This is a genomic window from Pseudomonas sp. MMS21 TM103 (assembly GCF_022132145.1).
Lineage (GTDB): Bacteria > Pseudomonadota > Gammaproteobacteria > Pseudomonadales > Pseudomonadaceae > Aquipseudomonas.
Window position 1 is genome coordinate 512,806 of record NZ_JAJISP010000002.1, and the last position, 15,718, is coordinate 528,523.

A 15,718-nucleotide genomic window follows, 5' to 3' on the forward strand; every position below is an offset into this window, starting at 1 on the left:
ACAAGGCAAAAACGGCCGAGGAAGCGGAGTTTACTGGCTGTAAATGAGCATTACTCGCTTCACTCGCCCTACGGGCCGCGCTGAAGCGCGTTAGCCGCAAGCGGCTTGCCGAGGCCGTTTTTAACGCAGTATTGTCAACGCAGGTAGTTTTTCAACTGCCTGCTAAACTGGCCGCCTGTCACGAGGACCCTGCCATGCCGTCGCTGCTCTCTTTGCGTCACTACAGCCATGAACTGCTCAACCACAGCCATGCCCATGCCCAACTGGTCTTCGGCCTGAGCGGCCAGCTGGACTTCGAAGTGGCCGGGCTGGGCAGCCAGGTGATCCGCCAGACTCTCGCCGTGGTGCCAGCGGCTGCGCAACACGCCTGTGGCAGCAGCCGCGGCAGCCAGTGCCTGGTGCTCGACGTGCCCTCCGAGCACTGGCTGCAACAGCACCTGGGCATGCATGCCGATGCCAGCCGCCGTCTGCTCGACCGTCCCGGCGCCCTGAGTCTCAACCCGGCGCAAAGCCAGCTGGTCGGTTGGCTTGCGGCCAGCCCGATCAAAGACCCGGTGATTGCCGAGCAAGGCGCAGCCCTGTTGCTCGCCAGCCTGGCGAGCGAGCGCATCGAGCTGCCGGGTGCGCAGGGTTTGCCGCTGGCAGCCCTTGACGCGCATATCGACCGGCATGCCGCCTACCCGCTGCAGGTTGGCGACCTGGCGCGGTTGGCCGGTTTGTCGCCGGCGCGTTTTCATGCGCGCTTTCTTGACGAGACGGGCCAGACGCCCATGGCCTATGTGCGCAGCCGGCGCCTGCACCAGGGCCGACAGTTGTTGTGCACCAGCCAGCTGGCCGTCGGCGAGATCGCTGCCCGCGTCGGCTACAGCTCACAAAGCGCCTTTACCGCGGCGCTATTGCGCCAGTTCGGCTGCACCCCGCGCGCGTTGCGCCAGCGACACGAGTAACGCGACAAAGCCCGCGACTCCTGCGACAGACAAGGCACGCTTCTCTCCCTAGACTTGTCTGCACTGGACAGGGAGGCGTTATGCAGCAGATCGAATGGGCAGACTTTCAACGGGTGGAATTGCGCGTGGGCACGGTGCTGTCCGCCGAGCCGAACGACAAAGCCCGCAAACCGGCCTATGTGCTGCGGGTCGACCTCGGCGAACTCGGGGTGAAAACCTCCAGCGCGCAACTCACCGAGCACTACCCCTGTGCCGAGCTGGTTGGCCGCCAGGTGCTCTGCGTGTGTAATTTCGCCCCCAAACGCATCGCCGGCATCCGCTCCGAGGTGCTGGTCACCGGCGTCTATGACGCCGACAACAAGGTGGTACTGGCCAGCTTCGACAAACCGCTGCCCAATGGGGCGCGCCTGGCATGACCGAGCGCAAGGCACTGCTGGCGATTCACCTGGGCGCCCTGCTGTTCGGCCTGTCGGGGATTTTCGGCAAACTGGCCAATACCGTACCCATGGCCATCGTCGGCGGTCGGGCAATCTTCGCCGTCATCGCACTGGCCCTGTTCGCCCGCCTCCTCAGCCAGGACAACAGCCAACGGCCAAGCGCACGGCAACTGGCAATGCTGGCACTGGGTGGCTTGTTGCTCGGCAGCCATTGGCTGACCTTCTTCGAGGCGGTGAAGGTTTCCGGCGTGGCCATCGCCACCCTCGGCTTCGCCAGTTTCCCGGCGTTTACCGTACTGCTGGAAGGTCTGCTGTTTCGCGAACGCACGCGGCCCAGCGAATTCGCCATGGTCGCGGTGGTCTGTCTGGGATTGATCCTGGTCACGCCGAATTTCGACCTCGGCAACCAGGCGACCGTCGGACTGCTCTGGGCGGTGCTGTCGGGTTTGCTGTTCGCCTTGCTGTCGCTGCTCAACCGCGCCAGCACTCGCGGCCTGGACCCGGTGCAGGCCGCACTCTGCCAGAACCTCACAGTGCTGCTGTGCTTCATGCCTTTCGCCTGGCCCTTGCTGCCCAGTCTGGCGCTGCTCGACTGGTTCTGGTTGGCCTTGCTCGGGGTGTTCTGTACCGGCTTGGCGCACAGCCTGTTCGTCGCCAGCCTGCGCGTGATCAAGGCGCGCAGCGCCGCGGTGATCTTCGCCCTGGAGCCGGTCTACGGCATCGCCTTCGCCTGGTGGCTGTTCAATGAAATCCCCACCCTGCGCATGCTGCTCGGCGGCACGCTGATCATCCTGGCGATTTTCTTCTCGGCGCGCATGGCGCGCTGAAGAGCCGACTGGCCCAGCTGGCAAAGAAGGGAACCCTCGCCAGTCTGGCCGCAGCCGAGGCTGGATTACGCCTGCTTGACCTTGGCGCGCATCTTGTCGGCCATGCGGGTCATTTCGTCATACAGCAGCTGTGGGTTCTTCTGCTTCAACTCCCAAGCCATGCGCCCCTGCTCATGGGGCAGGATCATGAACTCGCCCTTGGCCATCTCGTCATAGATGTAGTCGGCGATGTCCGCGGCGCTGATCGGCGAGCTTTCCAGCAATTTGCCGACCTGGTCCTTCATCGCTGGCGTCGGACCACGGAAAGAGTCAAGCAGGTTGGTCTGGAAGAACGACGGGCAAACCACATGCACCCCGACTTCCTGTTGTTTCAATTCGATCAGCAGGCTTTCCGACAGCGCCACGACGCCGGCCTTGGCCACGTTGTAGTTGCTCATCGCCGGGCCTTGCATCAGGGCCGCCATCGACGCGATGTTGACGATCTTGCCCTTGCTGCGCTCGAGCAAGGGCAGGAACGCCTTGCAGCCCTTGACCACACCCATCAGGTTGATCGCGATCTGCCAATCCCAATCCTCCAGCGACAGCTCGTCGAAGAAACCGCCTGCAGCCACACCGGCGTTATTGACGATCACATCGATGCCACCGAACTTTTCCTCGCAGGCTTGTGCCAGAGCGGTCAGCTGACTGTAATCACGCACGTCGCAGCGTTGGGTGAAACCATCGCCACCGGCTGCGCGGATCAATTGCAGGGTCTCGGCGAGACCTGCCTCGTTGACATCGGCGAGCGCCAGGCGCCAGCCCTCGCGCGCCCAGCGCAGGGCGATTTCCCGACCCAACCCCGAACCTGCGCCGGTAATCATCATACGATTTTGCATATGGAAGTCGCCTTGTGTTGTGCGATGAAAGAGAAGACAAGGCGCAGTGTAGCCAAGGAAATATTCAGCCCCGCGCACCATCATGCAGCTGAATGTCCAAGGCAAACTGCCGCCACTGCCACCCGCCACTGGCAGTATCAGGCAGCGGCTTTGCCAACTCTGGGCGTGTGAAAATATCTAGCGACATGGCGGCAAGGCGCAGCAGCGCGCCGCTAGGAGTGTCGGGAGGCCCGGCCGGCGTTTCGTTTGGAGCGAAGCGTCAGCCCGCCACAGGTTTACCGCACCGATCAACCGGTGCGAGCGCTCGACGTAATGGGTCGGAACGTTGGACGTCTGGAGGCACTTGCAGAAGGCGAGAGTTTTTCATAACCGCTCAACGCACACGCCGCCAACGCCAGAGTAACAAGCCATAAATCAGCAGATTCAGCGACAGCACGAACGCTGCCAGCCACAGCTGAATAGCGGGTGTAAGCCCGGCCGGGTAGATAATCGGCAGCAGATAGTGTTCGATAAAACCCGTGCTGTAACCCGCTTGCCCCGCGGCATGACGCAAGTCGTTTTCAACAAGCGTCAGTGGGCATACCAGCTGCAATGCTTCGACCGTCACCGCCCAGAACACAGCGGGTAGATGCAGCCAAGCAAGCCAGTGCCAGCGCAACACCAGCAAACCACCGAGTAGCGCGAAGGCAATGAACAGCAGATGCAGCAGTAACACGGCATCTGCAGCCAGACGCAGGAGCATGGATCCCCCTACCTGGAACGTAATGAACGTATGTCAGGATAACCTCGACGCAACCATCGAGCGACAGCCCGGGCTCATCACGATTAAAGCCGGCATTCAAAAATGGCTAAGTGCCCGTTGCGCACTGATGGCGGACATAGGGATCGCCGCCGAATAGGTCAATCCATGCCAAGAGAACGGCGAAATGAGCTCAATCCGCGCAGGAATTAGCGAAACGCCGAAATATGGCAGCCGATAGATTACGCCAGTTCTGGACGCTTAAAAATGTCACACCTGCCGGCTTGGTGCCGCTGGAGCTGAATTTTCAACGAGCCGTTAGAGGCTTCAGATAAACAGATAAGGATTAACAGACAACCCGAACGGGTTTAGAAATGGAGGCGACCCCACCAGCCACACCCCGGCACACAATGTCACCGCTGCGGCTGCTCCCTTCCAGGCCTGACCGGGTTCACGGTTGATCGTTGCGGGGGGACCGGCAGGGCCACCATAACGCTACTCGCCTTGCAGCGAGCGGGGCCATTGTACCGGCTTGTCTAGAACTTACAACTGCTTCAAACACTTAGCCCTATTTTTGCGCTATTGCCACATTGAGGATCAAACCTGCAAACGTCCAACCAGCTGCGCCAAAACACTAGTGTTTTCCGCATTAGCTGCATGTCATTGTTCAAAGCACTCAGCAGGGGCTATGCCAGGCACGCTGCACTCCGCAACGAAAACATACCCCTGCTAGCCGCTATAGGCCTGAGTGCTTCGCAACAGCCGATTAGCAGAACGCCTAAGCGCAGCCCAATGCACCCCGTAAAAACAAATCACAGCAGTTAATTTTGGCGATGAGTTCAGTCATGAATTCATGCATCGAGTAGGTGGATCAAGACCTCCATACTCCGCTCGAAATACGTCGCTGCATGACAAACCGGTACAAGCGCGGAATTTCCGGCACGGTCGCAAGTCAGAAACAGCTACGGTGTTTGCAGAATCTGCCTGGAATCAATGTCGACGAGACAAAATCGCAGTACTCTGCGCGAGGCATTATCAGCGTCACCCTCTCATCCCAAGGAGCAACAACAATGGCCATGACTAAAGACCAACTGATCAGCGATATCGCCGAAGCCATCGACACGCCGAAGGCCACCGTGCGAGCGGCGCTTGAACATCTCAGCGAAATCGTCAGCGACGCCCTGGAAAACGGCAGCGAAATCACCCTGCCCGGCATCGGCAAGTTGAAAACCAGCGATCGCCCAGCCCGCACCGGGCGCAACCCGCAAACCGGCAAGGCAATCGAAATCGCAGCGAAGAAAGTAGTCAAGTACGTCCCGGCCAAAGCCCTGACCGACGCGATCAACTGATCAACACCAGAAGCAAGCTTGAAATCGGCTTCCGCTGCGCTGCCAGACCAATAGCCGACAGCGGAAACCTTACCTGAGCGGAGCCTCCAGGCTTTGCAGCCATGCACAGTTGGCTCATACAGAATAATGCCATCACCGCGAGCGGTGATGGCATTCAATGGCGGACTGTTCGCTACGCTCCGAACGGATCGCCGCCCGGACCGCCCTACGTTCTGCTCCGCCTACTTCACTACTGCACCGTCGGCTCTTGTGGCGGGAGGGCAGCTGTCGAGCTGGGGTTGCCGCCCATTTGGCGAATCCGCCGTACCTGCTGAACCCGGTTGAGGTTATCCCAGGCCATGTCGTAATGCGCGGGGGATTGTTCGATCGCGCTGCGGAAGAACTGCTCGGCGACATCCAGCTTGCCTTCCACCAGGCAGATGTAACCGACATCGTTACTGGCCTGGGCACGATTGCCAATCTGCTCGAAGGCGGAGAGCGCTTCCTCGTAACGCTCCATGCGTGCCAGCAGCAAGCCATAGTTGCGCCATAGCGGCTTGTAGCGAGCGTCGTAACCGATACCGCGCTGGTAGGTGCGCTCGGCTTCGGGCCACTGCCCGGCCATGTAATAGGAATAACCCAGGCTGTTCTGCACTAGCACCGAGCGCGGCTCGATCTGCATAGCCAGGCGGTAATAAGCCTCGGACAACGGGAAGTCGTTGTTCAAGTCGGCGAGTACGCCAAGGGCGTTGTAGACCTTGAGCGGCGACTTGCTATCCACCTTGAGGCCGTCCACCCCGAGTGCAGCCACCTCCGGCAGATCATCGCCCTGGTCATTACCCAGGCGCCGTTGGTCCAGCGCCACCGCCTTGAACAGCAGCTTCTGCGCGTCTGCGTGGTTACGCTGGGCCAAATTCAGCATACCCATCTCGGCCAAGGCGTCGAGGTTATCCGGTTGGTTCGTCAGTACCTCGCCGAAGGCCATCGCGGCGAGTTGAGTATTTCCGCGCTCGCGGTGGATACGCCCGACCCCGACCAAGGCCTCGTAGCGCTTCGGCTCCAGCTCGATGGCGCGCAGATACTGGTACAGAGACTGATCCAGGTCGCCAGCCTGGTAGGCCATCTCGGCCATCTGCATGGCCTGATCAGCCGAACTGGCCTGTTTGCGTACCTGATATAACAACGAATTGTCGCCGCTATAAACCGAGCGGGTATTTAGCTCTGGCTCCGGCCCCATGGTCTGACATCCTGACAGCACGGCCGTCATGGCCAACAGCAGACTGATCCTTTTCATTTCATACCTTCCCGAAGACTTTGAGTACCCCAATGAGTGCAGGACCGATGGCCACCAGGAAAAAGCTTGGCCACAGGCACAAGATTAGTGGGAATACCAACTTGGTGCCGATTTTAGCCGCTTGCTCCTCGGCGGCCTGGGTGCGCCGGTCGCGGAATTCCTCAGCATAGATGCGCAGGGTATCAGCCACGCTGGTGCCGAAGCGGATGCTCTGGGCCAGAAGACTGACCAGTCCACGAATGTCTTCCAGACCGGTACGCGCGGCCAGGTGCTTGAGCGCCTCGGTGCTGGGGATGCCGGCACGGATCTCCGCGTTGACCAGGGCCAGCTCTACCGCCAACTCCGGCTGGCTGACCGACATTTCGTCGGCCACCCGCTCAATCGCCTGGGGCAAAGCCAGCCCCGACTCCACGCAGACCACCATCAAGTCAAGGGCATCGGGAAAGGCAACCAGTAACCGCCGCATGCGAGCTTGTTTGCGCTTGTCGACATAGATGGCCGGCACCAGCCACCCGACAGCGGCGGCCGCAAGCACCAGCAGGATGCCCACGGCCAGCGACATCTTGGGAATCAGCGGCAATGCCAGCAGAGTAAGGCCAACCAGTACCAGCGGCGCCAGCAGACGCACGGCCCAGTAGATCTGTACCGCCGCCGGTGAGCGATAACCGGCATGGGTGAGCAAGGCGCGAGTGGCCGACTCCTGCCCCTCCTCGCCTGTATTGAAGCGCTGGCCCACCTGTTCCAGCATCAATTGCAAATTGCTCGGTGGCTCCTGGCCAACCGCCACGCCAGCATGTCCGCGCTTGATCAGGGTCAGGCGCCGCTGCACCGGGTCACGCAAGCCCAGCACCAGTATTGCCAAGGTGGCCACAGCCAGTACCGCACTCAAGCCAATGGCACTGACGAACAAAAACCGCGCCAACTCCTCATTACCCACCACGCGATTGAGCAAACTCAGCAGATAGTCCATGACTTATACCTCCTCTGCCTGCAGTTAAACCTGGATACGGATGATCTTGCGAATCCAGAAAATTCCCAGCAGCATAGCGACAAAGGCCGCCATCACCATCTTCTGCCCAAGGGGATCCTTGATCAGCAGGGGCAAATAGGTCGGACTAGTGAGCACGATCGCCGCCGCCAATACGAAAGGCACAGCCACCAATATCCACCCGGACATGCGCCCTTCGGCCGACAAGGTCTTGACCTTGCGCTGAAAGCGGAAGCGCCCACGGATCAGACTGCTCAAGCGTTCCAGCACTTCGGTCAGGTTGCCGCCGGTGTCGCGGTGGATCATCACCGAGGTCACCAGCATCATCACCGTCATGCTCGGCATGCGCTCAAGTAGACCGAGCATGGCCCGGCGCACGTCGTTGCCGTAGTTGATATCGGCGAAGGTCAGGCCGAACTCGTGGGCCACCGGCCCCTTGTGCTCCTCGGCCACCAGTTGCAGGGTCTCGTTGAACGGGTGACCGGCGCGCAGGGCGCGGCACATCGCATCGAGGGCATCCGGCAAGTCCTCCTCGAACTGGGCGAAGCGCTTGCTACGGTCGCGTGCGACCTTGAGCACCGGCAACCAGCACACCCCCAGGGCCAGCGGTAGTGCCAGCCACCAGGTCTGAGTGAATAGCCACAACGCGATGCCCGTTACCACACCGAGGATCAGCCCGAGCAGCACCACCCGATAAGCACGGTAGACATGTCCGGATTGATCGATCATCTGCGCCAGGGCCTCCATCGCCGGCAACTGCTCGAGCCGGGCCTCCAGCGGCGACAGGCGCTTGAGGTACTTCTGCCGCAGCACCGTCTGCATGTTCGGCAGGTTACTGGCCCGCTCCAATACATGCAGGCGCCCGCGAATGCGCTTGCGCACTTTGCCCGCCTCGCCGAATACCGGCACCACCAGCCCCTGGCTGAGCAGGAACACCGCGGTGAACACCATGCCAAGGAACGCCAGGATAAACTCGCCGGGAATCTGGTTCATGACTGTCCCTCCATCCACTCCGGCCGAAACATCTCGAGCGGCAACTCGATGCCGCGTTTGCTCATCACCTCACGGAAAGCCGGCACCATGCCGGTCGGCCGGTAGTCGCCGAGCACTTCGCCGTTCTCGCCCATACCACGACGAACGAACGAGAAAATCTCAGTCATGGTGATGATCTCACCCTCCATGCCATTGATCTCCTGCACGCTGATCAGGCGCCGTTTGCCATCCTCCTGACGCTCGAGCTGGATCACCACATCGATGGCCGAGGCGATCTGCTGGCGCATCGCCTTGATCGGGAAGGTCGCGCCGGTCATCGACACCATGTTCTCGATCCGACCCAGGGCATCGCGGGCGGTATTGGCGTGAATGGTGGTCAGCGAACCGTCGTGGCCGGTATTCATCGCCGTGAGCATGTCCAATGCCTCGGCGCCACGCACCTCGCCGATGACGATGCGATCTGGGCGCATGCGCAAGCTGTTACGCACCAGCTCACGCTGGCCCACCTCGCCACGCCCCTCAATGTTCGATGGACGGGTTTCCAGGCGCACCACATGCGGTTGCTGCAGTTGAAGCTCGGCCGAGTCCTCGATGGTGACGATTCGCTCGTTATGCGGAATGAAACTGGACAGCACATTGAGCATGGTGGTCTTGCCGCTGCCGGTACCGCCGGAGATCAACACATTCAGGCGCCCGCGCACGATGGCCTTGAGCATCAGGGCGATCGCAGGGGTCAGGGTGCCCATCTGCACCAGGCTCTCGGTATTGAGCAAGTCCACGGCGAAGCGGCGAATTGACACGCTCGGACCATCGATGGCCAGCGGCGGGATGATCGCATTCACCCGCGAACCGTCCTTGAGGCGTGCGTCGACCAACGGCGAGGACTCATCAATGCGCCGCCCAAGGTTGGAAACGATGCGGTCGATGATGTTCATCAGGTGCTGATCGTCGCGAAAGCGCACATCGGTGCGCTGCAGCTTGCCGAAGCGTTCGACGTAGACTGAGTCATGTCCGTTGACCAGGATGTCGGACACACTGTTGTCGGCCAGTAATGGTTCCAACGGCCCGAGGCCGAGTACCTCGTCGGTAATCTGCTTGATGATCAACTGGCGGGTAGTCGCGCTTACTGGTGCGTTATGGTCATCCAGTAAGCGCTGGCAGATCTCACGAATCTGTCGCACCGCATCGGCATGCTCCAGCGAATCGAGCAGCGACAGATCCATGACCTTGAGCAACTGCTGGTAGATCTTCTCCCGCCACTCGGTCTCTACCGGGTTGAGATGACTCTTGGTTTCGTAGAGTTCGGCTGGGGTGATGTGCTCCCAGGCCATCATTGCCTTGCCAGGCTCGCCCTGCGTCTTGCTCTCGACAGATGGCGTAACCACAGCCTTGATCGGTTGCTGACGCAGGCGATTACGAAATTCACTGAGCATGATTCACTCCCCGAATAAACGGCTGAAGGCGCGTTTGAACACACCTCGTTCGACGCCAGCTTGCTTACCAAGCAACTCCTTGCTTAGCTCCTGCAGCGCCAGGGTGATCGGTGCGCGCGGCGCGTGCAGATCCAGCGGCACGCCGGTGTTCTGGCTCTGACTGACTACGGCGAAATCGTTGGGTACCTTTTGCAACTCACTGCAGCGCAAGGCCGTGGCGATATCGCGCAAGGTGATGGGGTCAGACTTGTTGTAGCGGTTGACCACCACCTGCAGATTCTCACCGCGCACCCCCAGTTCATCACGCAGGATGCGCGCCAGACGACTGGCATCCTTGAGGTGGCTCAGGCTCTGCTGCACCACAATGTAGACGCGGTCGGCCTGTTCCATGGTGATGCCGGTGAGGTGATCGATCTGCCGCGGCAGGTCCACCACCACCCAGTCGTAGGTATTGCGTGCCAACTCCAGCAAGGCCTCGAGTTGCTCGATATGCACATCTTGCGGCAGACACAACTCGTGCTCGCGCCCGCCCAACACATGCAGATTCGGACTGAAGTGGCTGCAAAATCCGCGCAGCGCCACACCGTCCATCTCGCCGATCTGTTGCAGTACCTCGACATGGCTGTGGTTGGGCTGCACATCCAGGTAATGGGCGACGCTGCCGAATTGTAGGTCCAGATCCAACAGCAGGACGCGGCTACCCTTGGCACTGAGTTGATGGGCCAGGTTGCAGGCCATCAGCGTCGCGCCGGACCCACCCTTGGCGTTCATCACCGCCACCAGCTTGCCGGTCGCGCCGTTGCTGGAATGAGTCTCGGCGACCATGCGACTCAGGGCCGCCAGCAACTCCTCGGCGGCCACCGGCTCCGGCAAGAAGTCGCGAGCGCCGGCCTGCATTGCCATCCGTATACCTTCGCGCTCCTCCAGCGGGCCACACACCAACAACGGTGGGCGGTCCTGGATAGGGTGCTGCAACAGTGCCGCCAGCTCCTCGCGCCACAAGTGGCTGACCCGCAGCAAGAGGAAATCCGGTTTGTGCTCCAGCCCATAGAGTGGGTCGGTATGCCCGTTGCTGACCAGGCGGGTATTCACCTGCATGCCGGGAACACGCCGACAGATACCATTTAGATGCTGCAAGGCATCCGCGTCACGGCTGCTGATCAGCAGGTGCAACCCCTGCTTGCTGGGCGAACTGGTTGGTAGTGGTGTTTCTCTGAGATTCAGCATGGTGTGATCTCCGGAAATACGCCCGCCTCTGCATGACGACCGAGGCTTTCGCGGGGAATGGTCGACCTGAATGCCGGCAGGGTGAACACCCCATGGAATCCAGGAATAAGTAGTTCAAAGGGGAAACTTTCCACCCGCAACTGCACGTAGCGGATAGCGCGGAAGCCGGTGGCGCTGACGAGGTCGTCGGGATTGGTCACCATGGCGCCGTCCTCGTTCAGGTAGACCAAGGTCAGGTCGGCGGTCTCCAGGCTGCCGATCAGCGAACTGGGGACGTCACCATCAGGACCCGCCTTGTTGAAGATCGCCCGACGCAGGATGTCCTCGTCTCTGATATTGCATACCGCCGCCAGGCGCGCGCCGCGGCGCACCACCTCGTCCAGAGCATTGACCGTGAAGTACAGGCGACCCATTTCCAGCACGCCGAACAGCAGGGTGAACAACAGCAGGCCGATAATGGCGAACTCCACCACGTACACCCCGCCCATGCGCCGTTTGTTTATCTTTATCGCCGTCATCACAGCCCCCTCATCACGGTGGTGGCCACCAGTGGGAAGTTCAGCGGGATGGCATCGCCGATCAGGGCAGGCAGGCCTGTGCCGATTACCGGGCGGAATGTAAAGTTAATGCTCACCTGCACATGCTCAGTGCCCACTGAAGTAACCTGGACATCCGCGGCGCTCAAGCCCGTGACGACGGCGCAACCCGCTACTTCGACGTCGCAGCCCGGATCGTTTGGCAACCCGTAGACCGCGAGATTCACGGTCTGCGTCAGTAGGTCGCTGGTCAACACGACCTGGCCGAGGGTAGTATTCCAGGCCTTGCCAGCGACAAAACGCCCTGCGTCGCGACTGGCCTGCAGCAAGCTGTTGTACTGGTAGAGCATGCGACCGAACTCGGCGATACCCAGCAACAGCAACAACAGCAACGGCAGGGCGATGGCGAACTCAACCATGGCCACACCGCGCTGAGGCTGACCGGGCTTGAATGAATGACTGTGCATAAAACACCTCCCAGTGCCCACCCGGGTTGCACCCGAGCTACCTTGTTGCGGCCTCGTGGCCCGAATGCAATCCGGGAATAACGTTGTACGAGGCTCCTGCCTCTCCGGTATTTCATCCCGACCACATCGCTCCATCTCCCCCGGCGCAACGGCCTAGGAATCGGGGCTCGGTGTCGAAACGTCGCTAAAGTAGGTCTTGTACAACTGGATGATGTTCGGACCGGCATCATCGGCCGGCGTTGGCCCCGCGTAACCACTGCCTTCACACTCCTGCATGAATTGACCGAAGACCTCCTTCTCACCGCTTTGCTCTACCTTCTGCAGCAGATAGAAACAGCCGAATCCCAGCACCGGCACTGAGGTAGCCCCCCCTCCCGCCACTGCGGCGCAGTTGCCGATCACAACATTGAGGACGCGGCGCTCGGCGACCCCCGAGCAGGATCCAGGGCTTGTGGCACAGTCTATGTAGGCATTCTTCCAATCGTTGACATCAGTCAACTGGTTACCGCCGGCTGACAGATCGCCGTTGCTGGAAACGACCTCGGCCTCATTCTGCTTAGGCACGCCGCCGTCCATTGCGACCAGTGGCTCGCTGTAATCGATGTACCAGTCCGGAGGGCAAGTCGCCGGGTCGACGGGTCCGTTGTACAGCCCCAACCGGGTATTCAGGCCCTGGGCCACCGGCCCCCAGGTAATACCTGGCTCGGTATCCACCGATCCCGTGTCATCTATGCATTGCTCGGTTCCGGCGCAAAACGCCTGGCGGATATCTGCGCCGCCCGTACTATCGCCCAGCCGCAGCAACTGACAGTTACCCGCGCTTGGACTGCCGGGAGTACCGCAGGTCAGCGTTTGCAGGTCGCCATAGTGATACCCCCAGAAGTTGCCATTCTCCGGGTCGTATTGCGCCGGATCGCCGCACACCACGATAGGGTCAATATTACAGGTCGAGGCCGTTGGGCTCGGCCCGGCGGTGGCGATGGCTGCCACCGCCTTTTCGATTTCGATGTTGCTTGAGCTAAATGGATTCTTATTGAAGAAGTCCCAGAAGAATCCAGTCAGTTTGTAATTTGGTACCGACACCCGCACATAGGCGGCATCCTCCGGGCCGGGAAAAAAGAACGGGCCGTATACGCTGTCCGATAACTCCACCACGGCGAAAGCCCCTACCCCGCCACTGGCACCGATACCGCTGCTGAGTTCGCCATTGCCGCTGGCGCTGGCATTCAGCATCAGCGTGTTCCACGCCGCAGTCCGCGCCGCAATTGCCGCTGCGACATAACCGTCGGGATCGCCACCTACCTGGCTAAGGGTCTTGGCCCCACTCAGCGCCGCCGCATCCACGGCATTCTGCAGGCGCGCCTTGTTCAGCAGCATATGCCCGCCGTCCAGCGCCAAGGCGCCCATCAACAGCATGGAAGCCAGGGCAATCACGATCAGCACCATCACCGCCCCGCGCTGGCGCGCTGGCATCGCGGTGAACGGCCGTTGCATACAGGGTTTCATGAGCGTAACCCTCAATTACCGATATTGATCTGGATCGGCTGGGCAACCTGGGCCGCATCTCCGGTTACGCCGCGGTAGCCGTCCATGACTTTTTCGGTCAGCGGGCCATCGCTGCCGGTGGGCGAAATTTCGGTGCCCGGGTTGGCGGCCAGCTCCTTATCGGCGATCTGCTGATAGTGGGTCTCGTACACGCTGTAACCCAGCTGCCCGACCCGTCCTTCGTCGTAGGTCATGCAACCGCTTGGCCCCAGCAACAGCAGCGTCAGAACGATCGTGCGTTTCATGGTGGTTGCCTCCACTGGTTGATCCTGTGTGGCTCGCCTGGGCGAACCACCTTGCAAATTTGACCTGGCCGGTCGTTGCCTTTGTAGGAGCTAGGGGGACGCCTCGTCCTTGCTGCGGTCCGGCGTCCCGGCGATCCGGCATTCCTGCGATCCCGCGTTCCAGCCAATTCATTGTTGGTACGCCAGATCACCAGGCAGCAGCCGTTCCCTACGGCTGACTGCATTTCCCACATCCCTGTGGGTCACAAGCTTGCTCCTACACCCACATCTAATTCAGATCGTGGCCAAAACTGCCCTCGCTGGTCCCGAGGCTGACCGGCACCGGGCGGCCCATCTGACGACCCTTGGTCTTGCCGAGCAGGTAGAAGTCCACATCGCTCGGCTCGACGAATTTTTCGGTGGGCAAACGCACGCTTCTGGCATCTATTGGCTTGGCCAGGTGCGGCGTCACCATGATCACCAGTTCGGTTTCGCCGTTGACGAACTCCTGGCTGCGAAACAGTTGACCGAGTACCGGTATATCGCCCAAGCCGGGGAAGCGGCTGACGAAATCGCGGGTGTTTTCACTGATCAAGCCGGCGATGGCGATGGTCTGGCCATTGCCCAACTCGACAGTGGACTGGGCGCTGCGCTTGGTCAACGCCGGCACCAGCACGGCAGAGACACCTGCAGCAACCCCTGTATCCACCACCAGGCTATTGGTCGACACTAACTCGCTGACCGAGACATTCAGGTTGAGGTTGATCCGCCCCGAATCGAGCACCACTGGGAGGAATTTCACCCCGACACCGAATTCCTTGAACTCGATGGTAATGCCATCTTCGTCGGACACCGGGATGGGAAACTCGCCACCTGAGATGAACTCGGCCTGCTGCCCCGTCAAGGTGGTCAGGGTCGGCTCGGCCAGCACCTTGGCTGAACCATCGTCCCGGGCCGCATCCAGCGCCACGTTAAAGAGAAAATCGCCCGAGAGGAACTGGGCAAACAGCCCTCTACCATTGCCGAGCAGGGTACCCGCCGGAAGAATCGCGCCATCCGAGGTCAGGCCACTATTGGCACCGCCACCGCTCCAGCGACTGGAAGAGCCGAAGTCCAGGGCGTTGAAGCGCACATCGAGACTCTTGACCAGGCTGCGCTTCATTTCCGCGACCTTGACCTCGAGCATGACTTGCTGGCTGCCGCCGACGGTGAGCAGGTTGATCACCTCCAGCGATTGGGTCGGCGCCGCCACTGCGGCCTCACCCTCACCCTGGACGATACTGGCGGTTTGTGCGGTATAGGTCTTGGCCAGTTTGACCGCATTATCCATAGCCGCTGCACTGCTGACCTGGCCGCGCAGCACCAGGGCACCCTGGGCGCTATAAACCGAGATGTCCTCGTTGGGCAGCAGTTCATGCAACTTGCTCTTCAGCCCGCCGAGGTCGTGCACCACCTCGAGATCGAGGCTGTCGATCAGCCGGTTGCGGCTATCCCACAACAGCACGTTAGTGCTGCCCAGGGCACGGCCGAGTAAATACAACTGGGTCGGGCTGGTGACCAGGATGTCTGCGATTTCCGGGTTACCCACCGAGACCTTCTTCACCGGCGCCCGGGTGGTCAGTACCCGCGACTTGTAGATCGGCACCTGAATATTGGTGACGTTCGCCGCCGGCATGGCACTGACCGCAGGCTCCGGCTCGGCAGCCTGCAGCACGGCGCTCGACAGCAGCCCTGCGCCGCCGCCGGTGAAGAAGAGAACGTACAACGTGAATGCCCCGACTCTCCGGATGATATCCATGCCCTACTCCTTGCGTGGTTTGTGCTTTACCTGCTTATCAGGAGCACCGGACTTGCCGAT

The 15,718-nt window shown here is 60.8% G+C and carries 16 protein-coding genes and 1 other RNA gene; 4 read left to right on the plus strand and 13 right to left on the minus strand.

Annotated elements, in window-relative coordinates:
* Nucleotides 1–194: 194 nt before the first annotated feature.
* The 3 genes from LJY18_RS09380 (at nucleotide 195) to LJY18_RS09390 (ending at nucleotide 2,211) form a co-directional block, all read left to right on the plus strand.
* Nucleotides 195–947 (plus strand): AraC family transcriptional regulator, encoded by a 753-nt coding sequence (locus tag LJY18_RS09380; protein WP_238041540.1) that lies wholly within the window; start codon nucleotides 195–197, stop codon nucleotides 945–947.
* An 80-nt stretch (nucleotides 948–1,027) separates the two neighbouring features.
* Nucleotides 1,028–1,363, plus strand: a complete 336-nt coding sequence (locus tag LJY18_RS09385) for a tRNA-binding protein (protein WP_238041541.1) — start codon at nucleotides 1,028–1,030, stop codon at nucleotides 1,361–1,363.
* Nucleotides 1,360–2,211: a DMT family transporter gene (locus LJY18_RS09390; protein ID WP_238041542.1), complete on the plus strand. Its 852-nt coding sequence runs from the start codon at nucleotides 1,360–1,362 to the stop codon at nucleotides 2,209–2,211. The genes LJY18_RS09385 and LJY18_RS09390 overlap by 4 nt, the downstream gene beginning before the upstream one ends.
* A 65-nt stretch (nucleotides 2,212–2,276) precedes the next feature.
* Here LJY18_RS09390 and LJY18_RS09395 read toward each other — a convergent pair whose 3' ends face one another.
* From LJY18_RS09395 to ffs, 3 genes are all read right to left on the minus strand, one after another.
* Nucleotides 2,277–3,086 (minus strand): SDR family oxidoreductase, encoded by an 810-nt coding sequence (locus LJY18_RS09395; RefSeq protein ID WP_238041543.1) that lies wholly within the window; start codon nucleotides 3,084–3,086, stop codon nucleotides 2,277–2,279.
* A 373-nt stretch (nucleotides 3,087–3,459) separates the two neighbouring features.
* Entirely contained in the window at nucleotides 3,460–3,828 is a 369-nt protein-coding gene (locus LJY18_RS09400) for a DUF2784 domain-containing protein (protein WP_238041544.1), read from the minus strand.
* A 381-nt stretch (nucleotides 3,829–4,209) separates the two neighbouring features.
* Nucleotides 4,210–4,306: signal recognition particle sRNA small type (gene ffs, locus LJY18_RS09405), an RNA gene on the minus strand.
* 589 nt (nucleotides 4,307–4,895) lie between these two features.
* Here ffs and LJY18_RS09410 point away from each other — a divergent pair.
* Nucleotides 4,896–5,174, plus strand: coding sequence for an HU family DNA-binding protein (locus LJY18_RS09410; protein ID WP_238041545.1), 279 nt, complete (start codon nucleotides 4,896–4,898; stop codon nucleotides 5,172–5,174).
* Nucleotides 5,175–5,403: 229 nt separating this feature from the next.
* On the opposite strand, the gene LJY18_RS09415 is transcribed toward LJY18_RS09410, so the two are convergent.
* The 10 genes from LJY18_RS09415 to LJY18_RS09460 all read right to left on the minus strand — a co-directional run bounded on the left by LJY18_RS09415 (nucleotide 5,404) and on the right by LJY18_RS09460 (nucleotide 15,658).
* Nucleotides 5,404–6,447 carry a tetratricopeptide repeat protein gene (locus tag LJY18_RS09415; protein ID WP_238041546.1) on the minus strand — a complete coding sequence of 348 codons (1,044 nt, stop codon included), beginning with the start codon at nucleotides 6,445–6,447 and terminating at the stop codon, nucleotides 5,404–5,406.
* A 1-nt stretch (nucleotide 6,448) separates the two neighbouring features.
* Nucleotides 6,449–7,417 carry a type II secretion system F family protein gene (locus tag LJY18_RS09420; RefSeq protein WP_238041547.1) on the minus strand — a complete coding sequence of 323 codons (969 nt, stop codon included), beginning with the start codon at nucleotides 7,415–7,417 and terminating at the stop codon, nucleotides 6,449–6,451.
* A 24-nt stretch (nucleotides 7,418–7,441) separates the two neighbouring features.
* Nucleotides 7,442–8,428, minus strand: a complete 987-nt coding sequence (locus LJY18_RS09425) for a type II secretion system F family protein (RefSeq protein WP_238041548.1) — start codon at nucleotides 8,426–8,428, stop codon at nucleotides 7,442–7,444.
* Nucleotides 8,425–9,861, minus strand: coding sequence for a CpaF family protein (locus LJY18_RS09430; protein ID WP_238041549.1), 1,437 nt, complete (start codon nucleotides 9,859–9,861; stop codon nucleotides 8,425–8,427). The genes LJY18_RS09425 and LJY18_RS09430 overlap by 4 nt, the downstream gene beginning before the upstream one ends.
* 3 nt (nucleotides 9,862–9,864) lie before the next feature.
* Nucleotides 9,865–11,088, minus strand: a complete 1,224-nt coding sequence (locus LJY18_RS09435; protein WP_238041550.1) for an AAA family ATPase — start codon at nucleotides 11,086–11,088, stop codon at nucleotides 9,865–9,867.
* Nucleotides 11,082–11,591: a TadE/TadG family type IV pilus assembly protein gene (locus LJY18_RS09440; protein WP_238041863.1), complete on the minus strand. Its 510-nt coding sequence runs from the start codon at nucleotides 11,589–11,591 to the stop codon at nucleotides 11,082–11,084. Before LJY18_RS09440 ends, LJY18_RS09435 begins: the two co-directional genes overlap by 7 nt.
* 14 nt (nucleotides 11,592–11,605) lie before the next feature.
* Nucleotides 11,606–12,091 (minus strand): TadE/TadG family type IV pilus assembly protein, encoded by a 486-nt coding sequence (locus LJY18_RS09445; protein ID WP_238041551.1) that lies wholly within the window; start codon nucleotides 12,089–12,091, stop codon nucleotides 11,606–11,608.
* A gap of 153 nt (nucleotides 12,092–12,244) precedes the next feature.
* Entirely contained in the window at nucleotides 12,245–13,537 is a 1,293-nt protein-coding gene (locus LJY18_RS09450; RefSeq protein WP_330872734.1) for a Tad domain-containing protein, read from the minus strand.
* Between the two features lie 71 nt (nucleotides 13,538–13,608).
* The gene (locus LJY18_RS09455; protein ID WP_238041553.1) at nucleotides 13,609–13,881 is read right to left on the minus strand and encodes a hypothetical protein; all 273 of its coding nucleotides are present in this window, start codon (nucleotides 13,879–13,881) and stop codon (nucleotides 13,609–13,611) included.
* Nucleotides 13,882–14,149: 268 nt separating this feature from the next.
* On the minus strand, nucleotides 14,150–15,658 hold the full coding sequence (locus LJY18_RS09460) for a type II and III secretion system protein family protein (protein ID WP_238041554.1): 1,509 nt from the start codon (nucleotides 15,656–15,658) through the stop codon (nucleotides 14,150–14,152).
* Nucleotides 15,659–15,718: the final 60 nt, after the last annotated feature.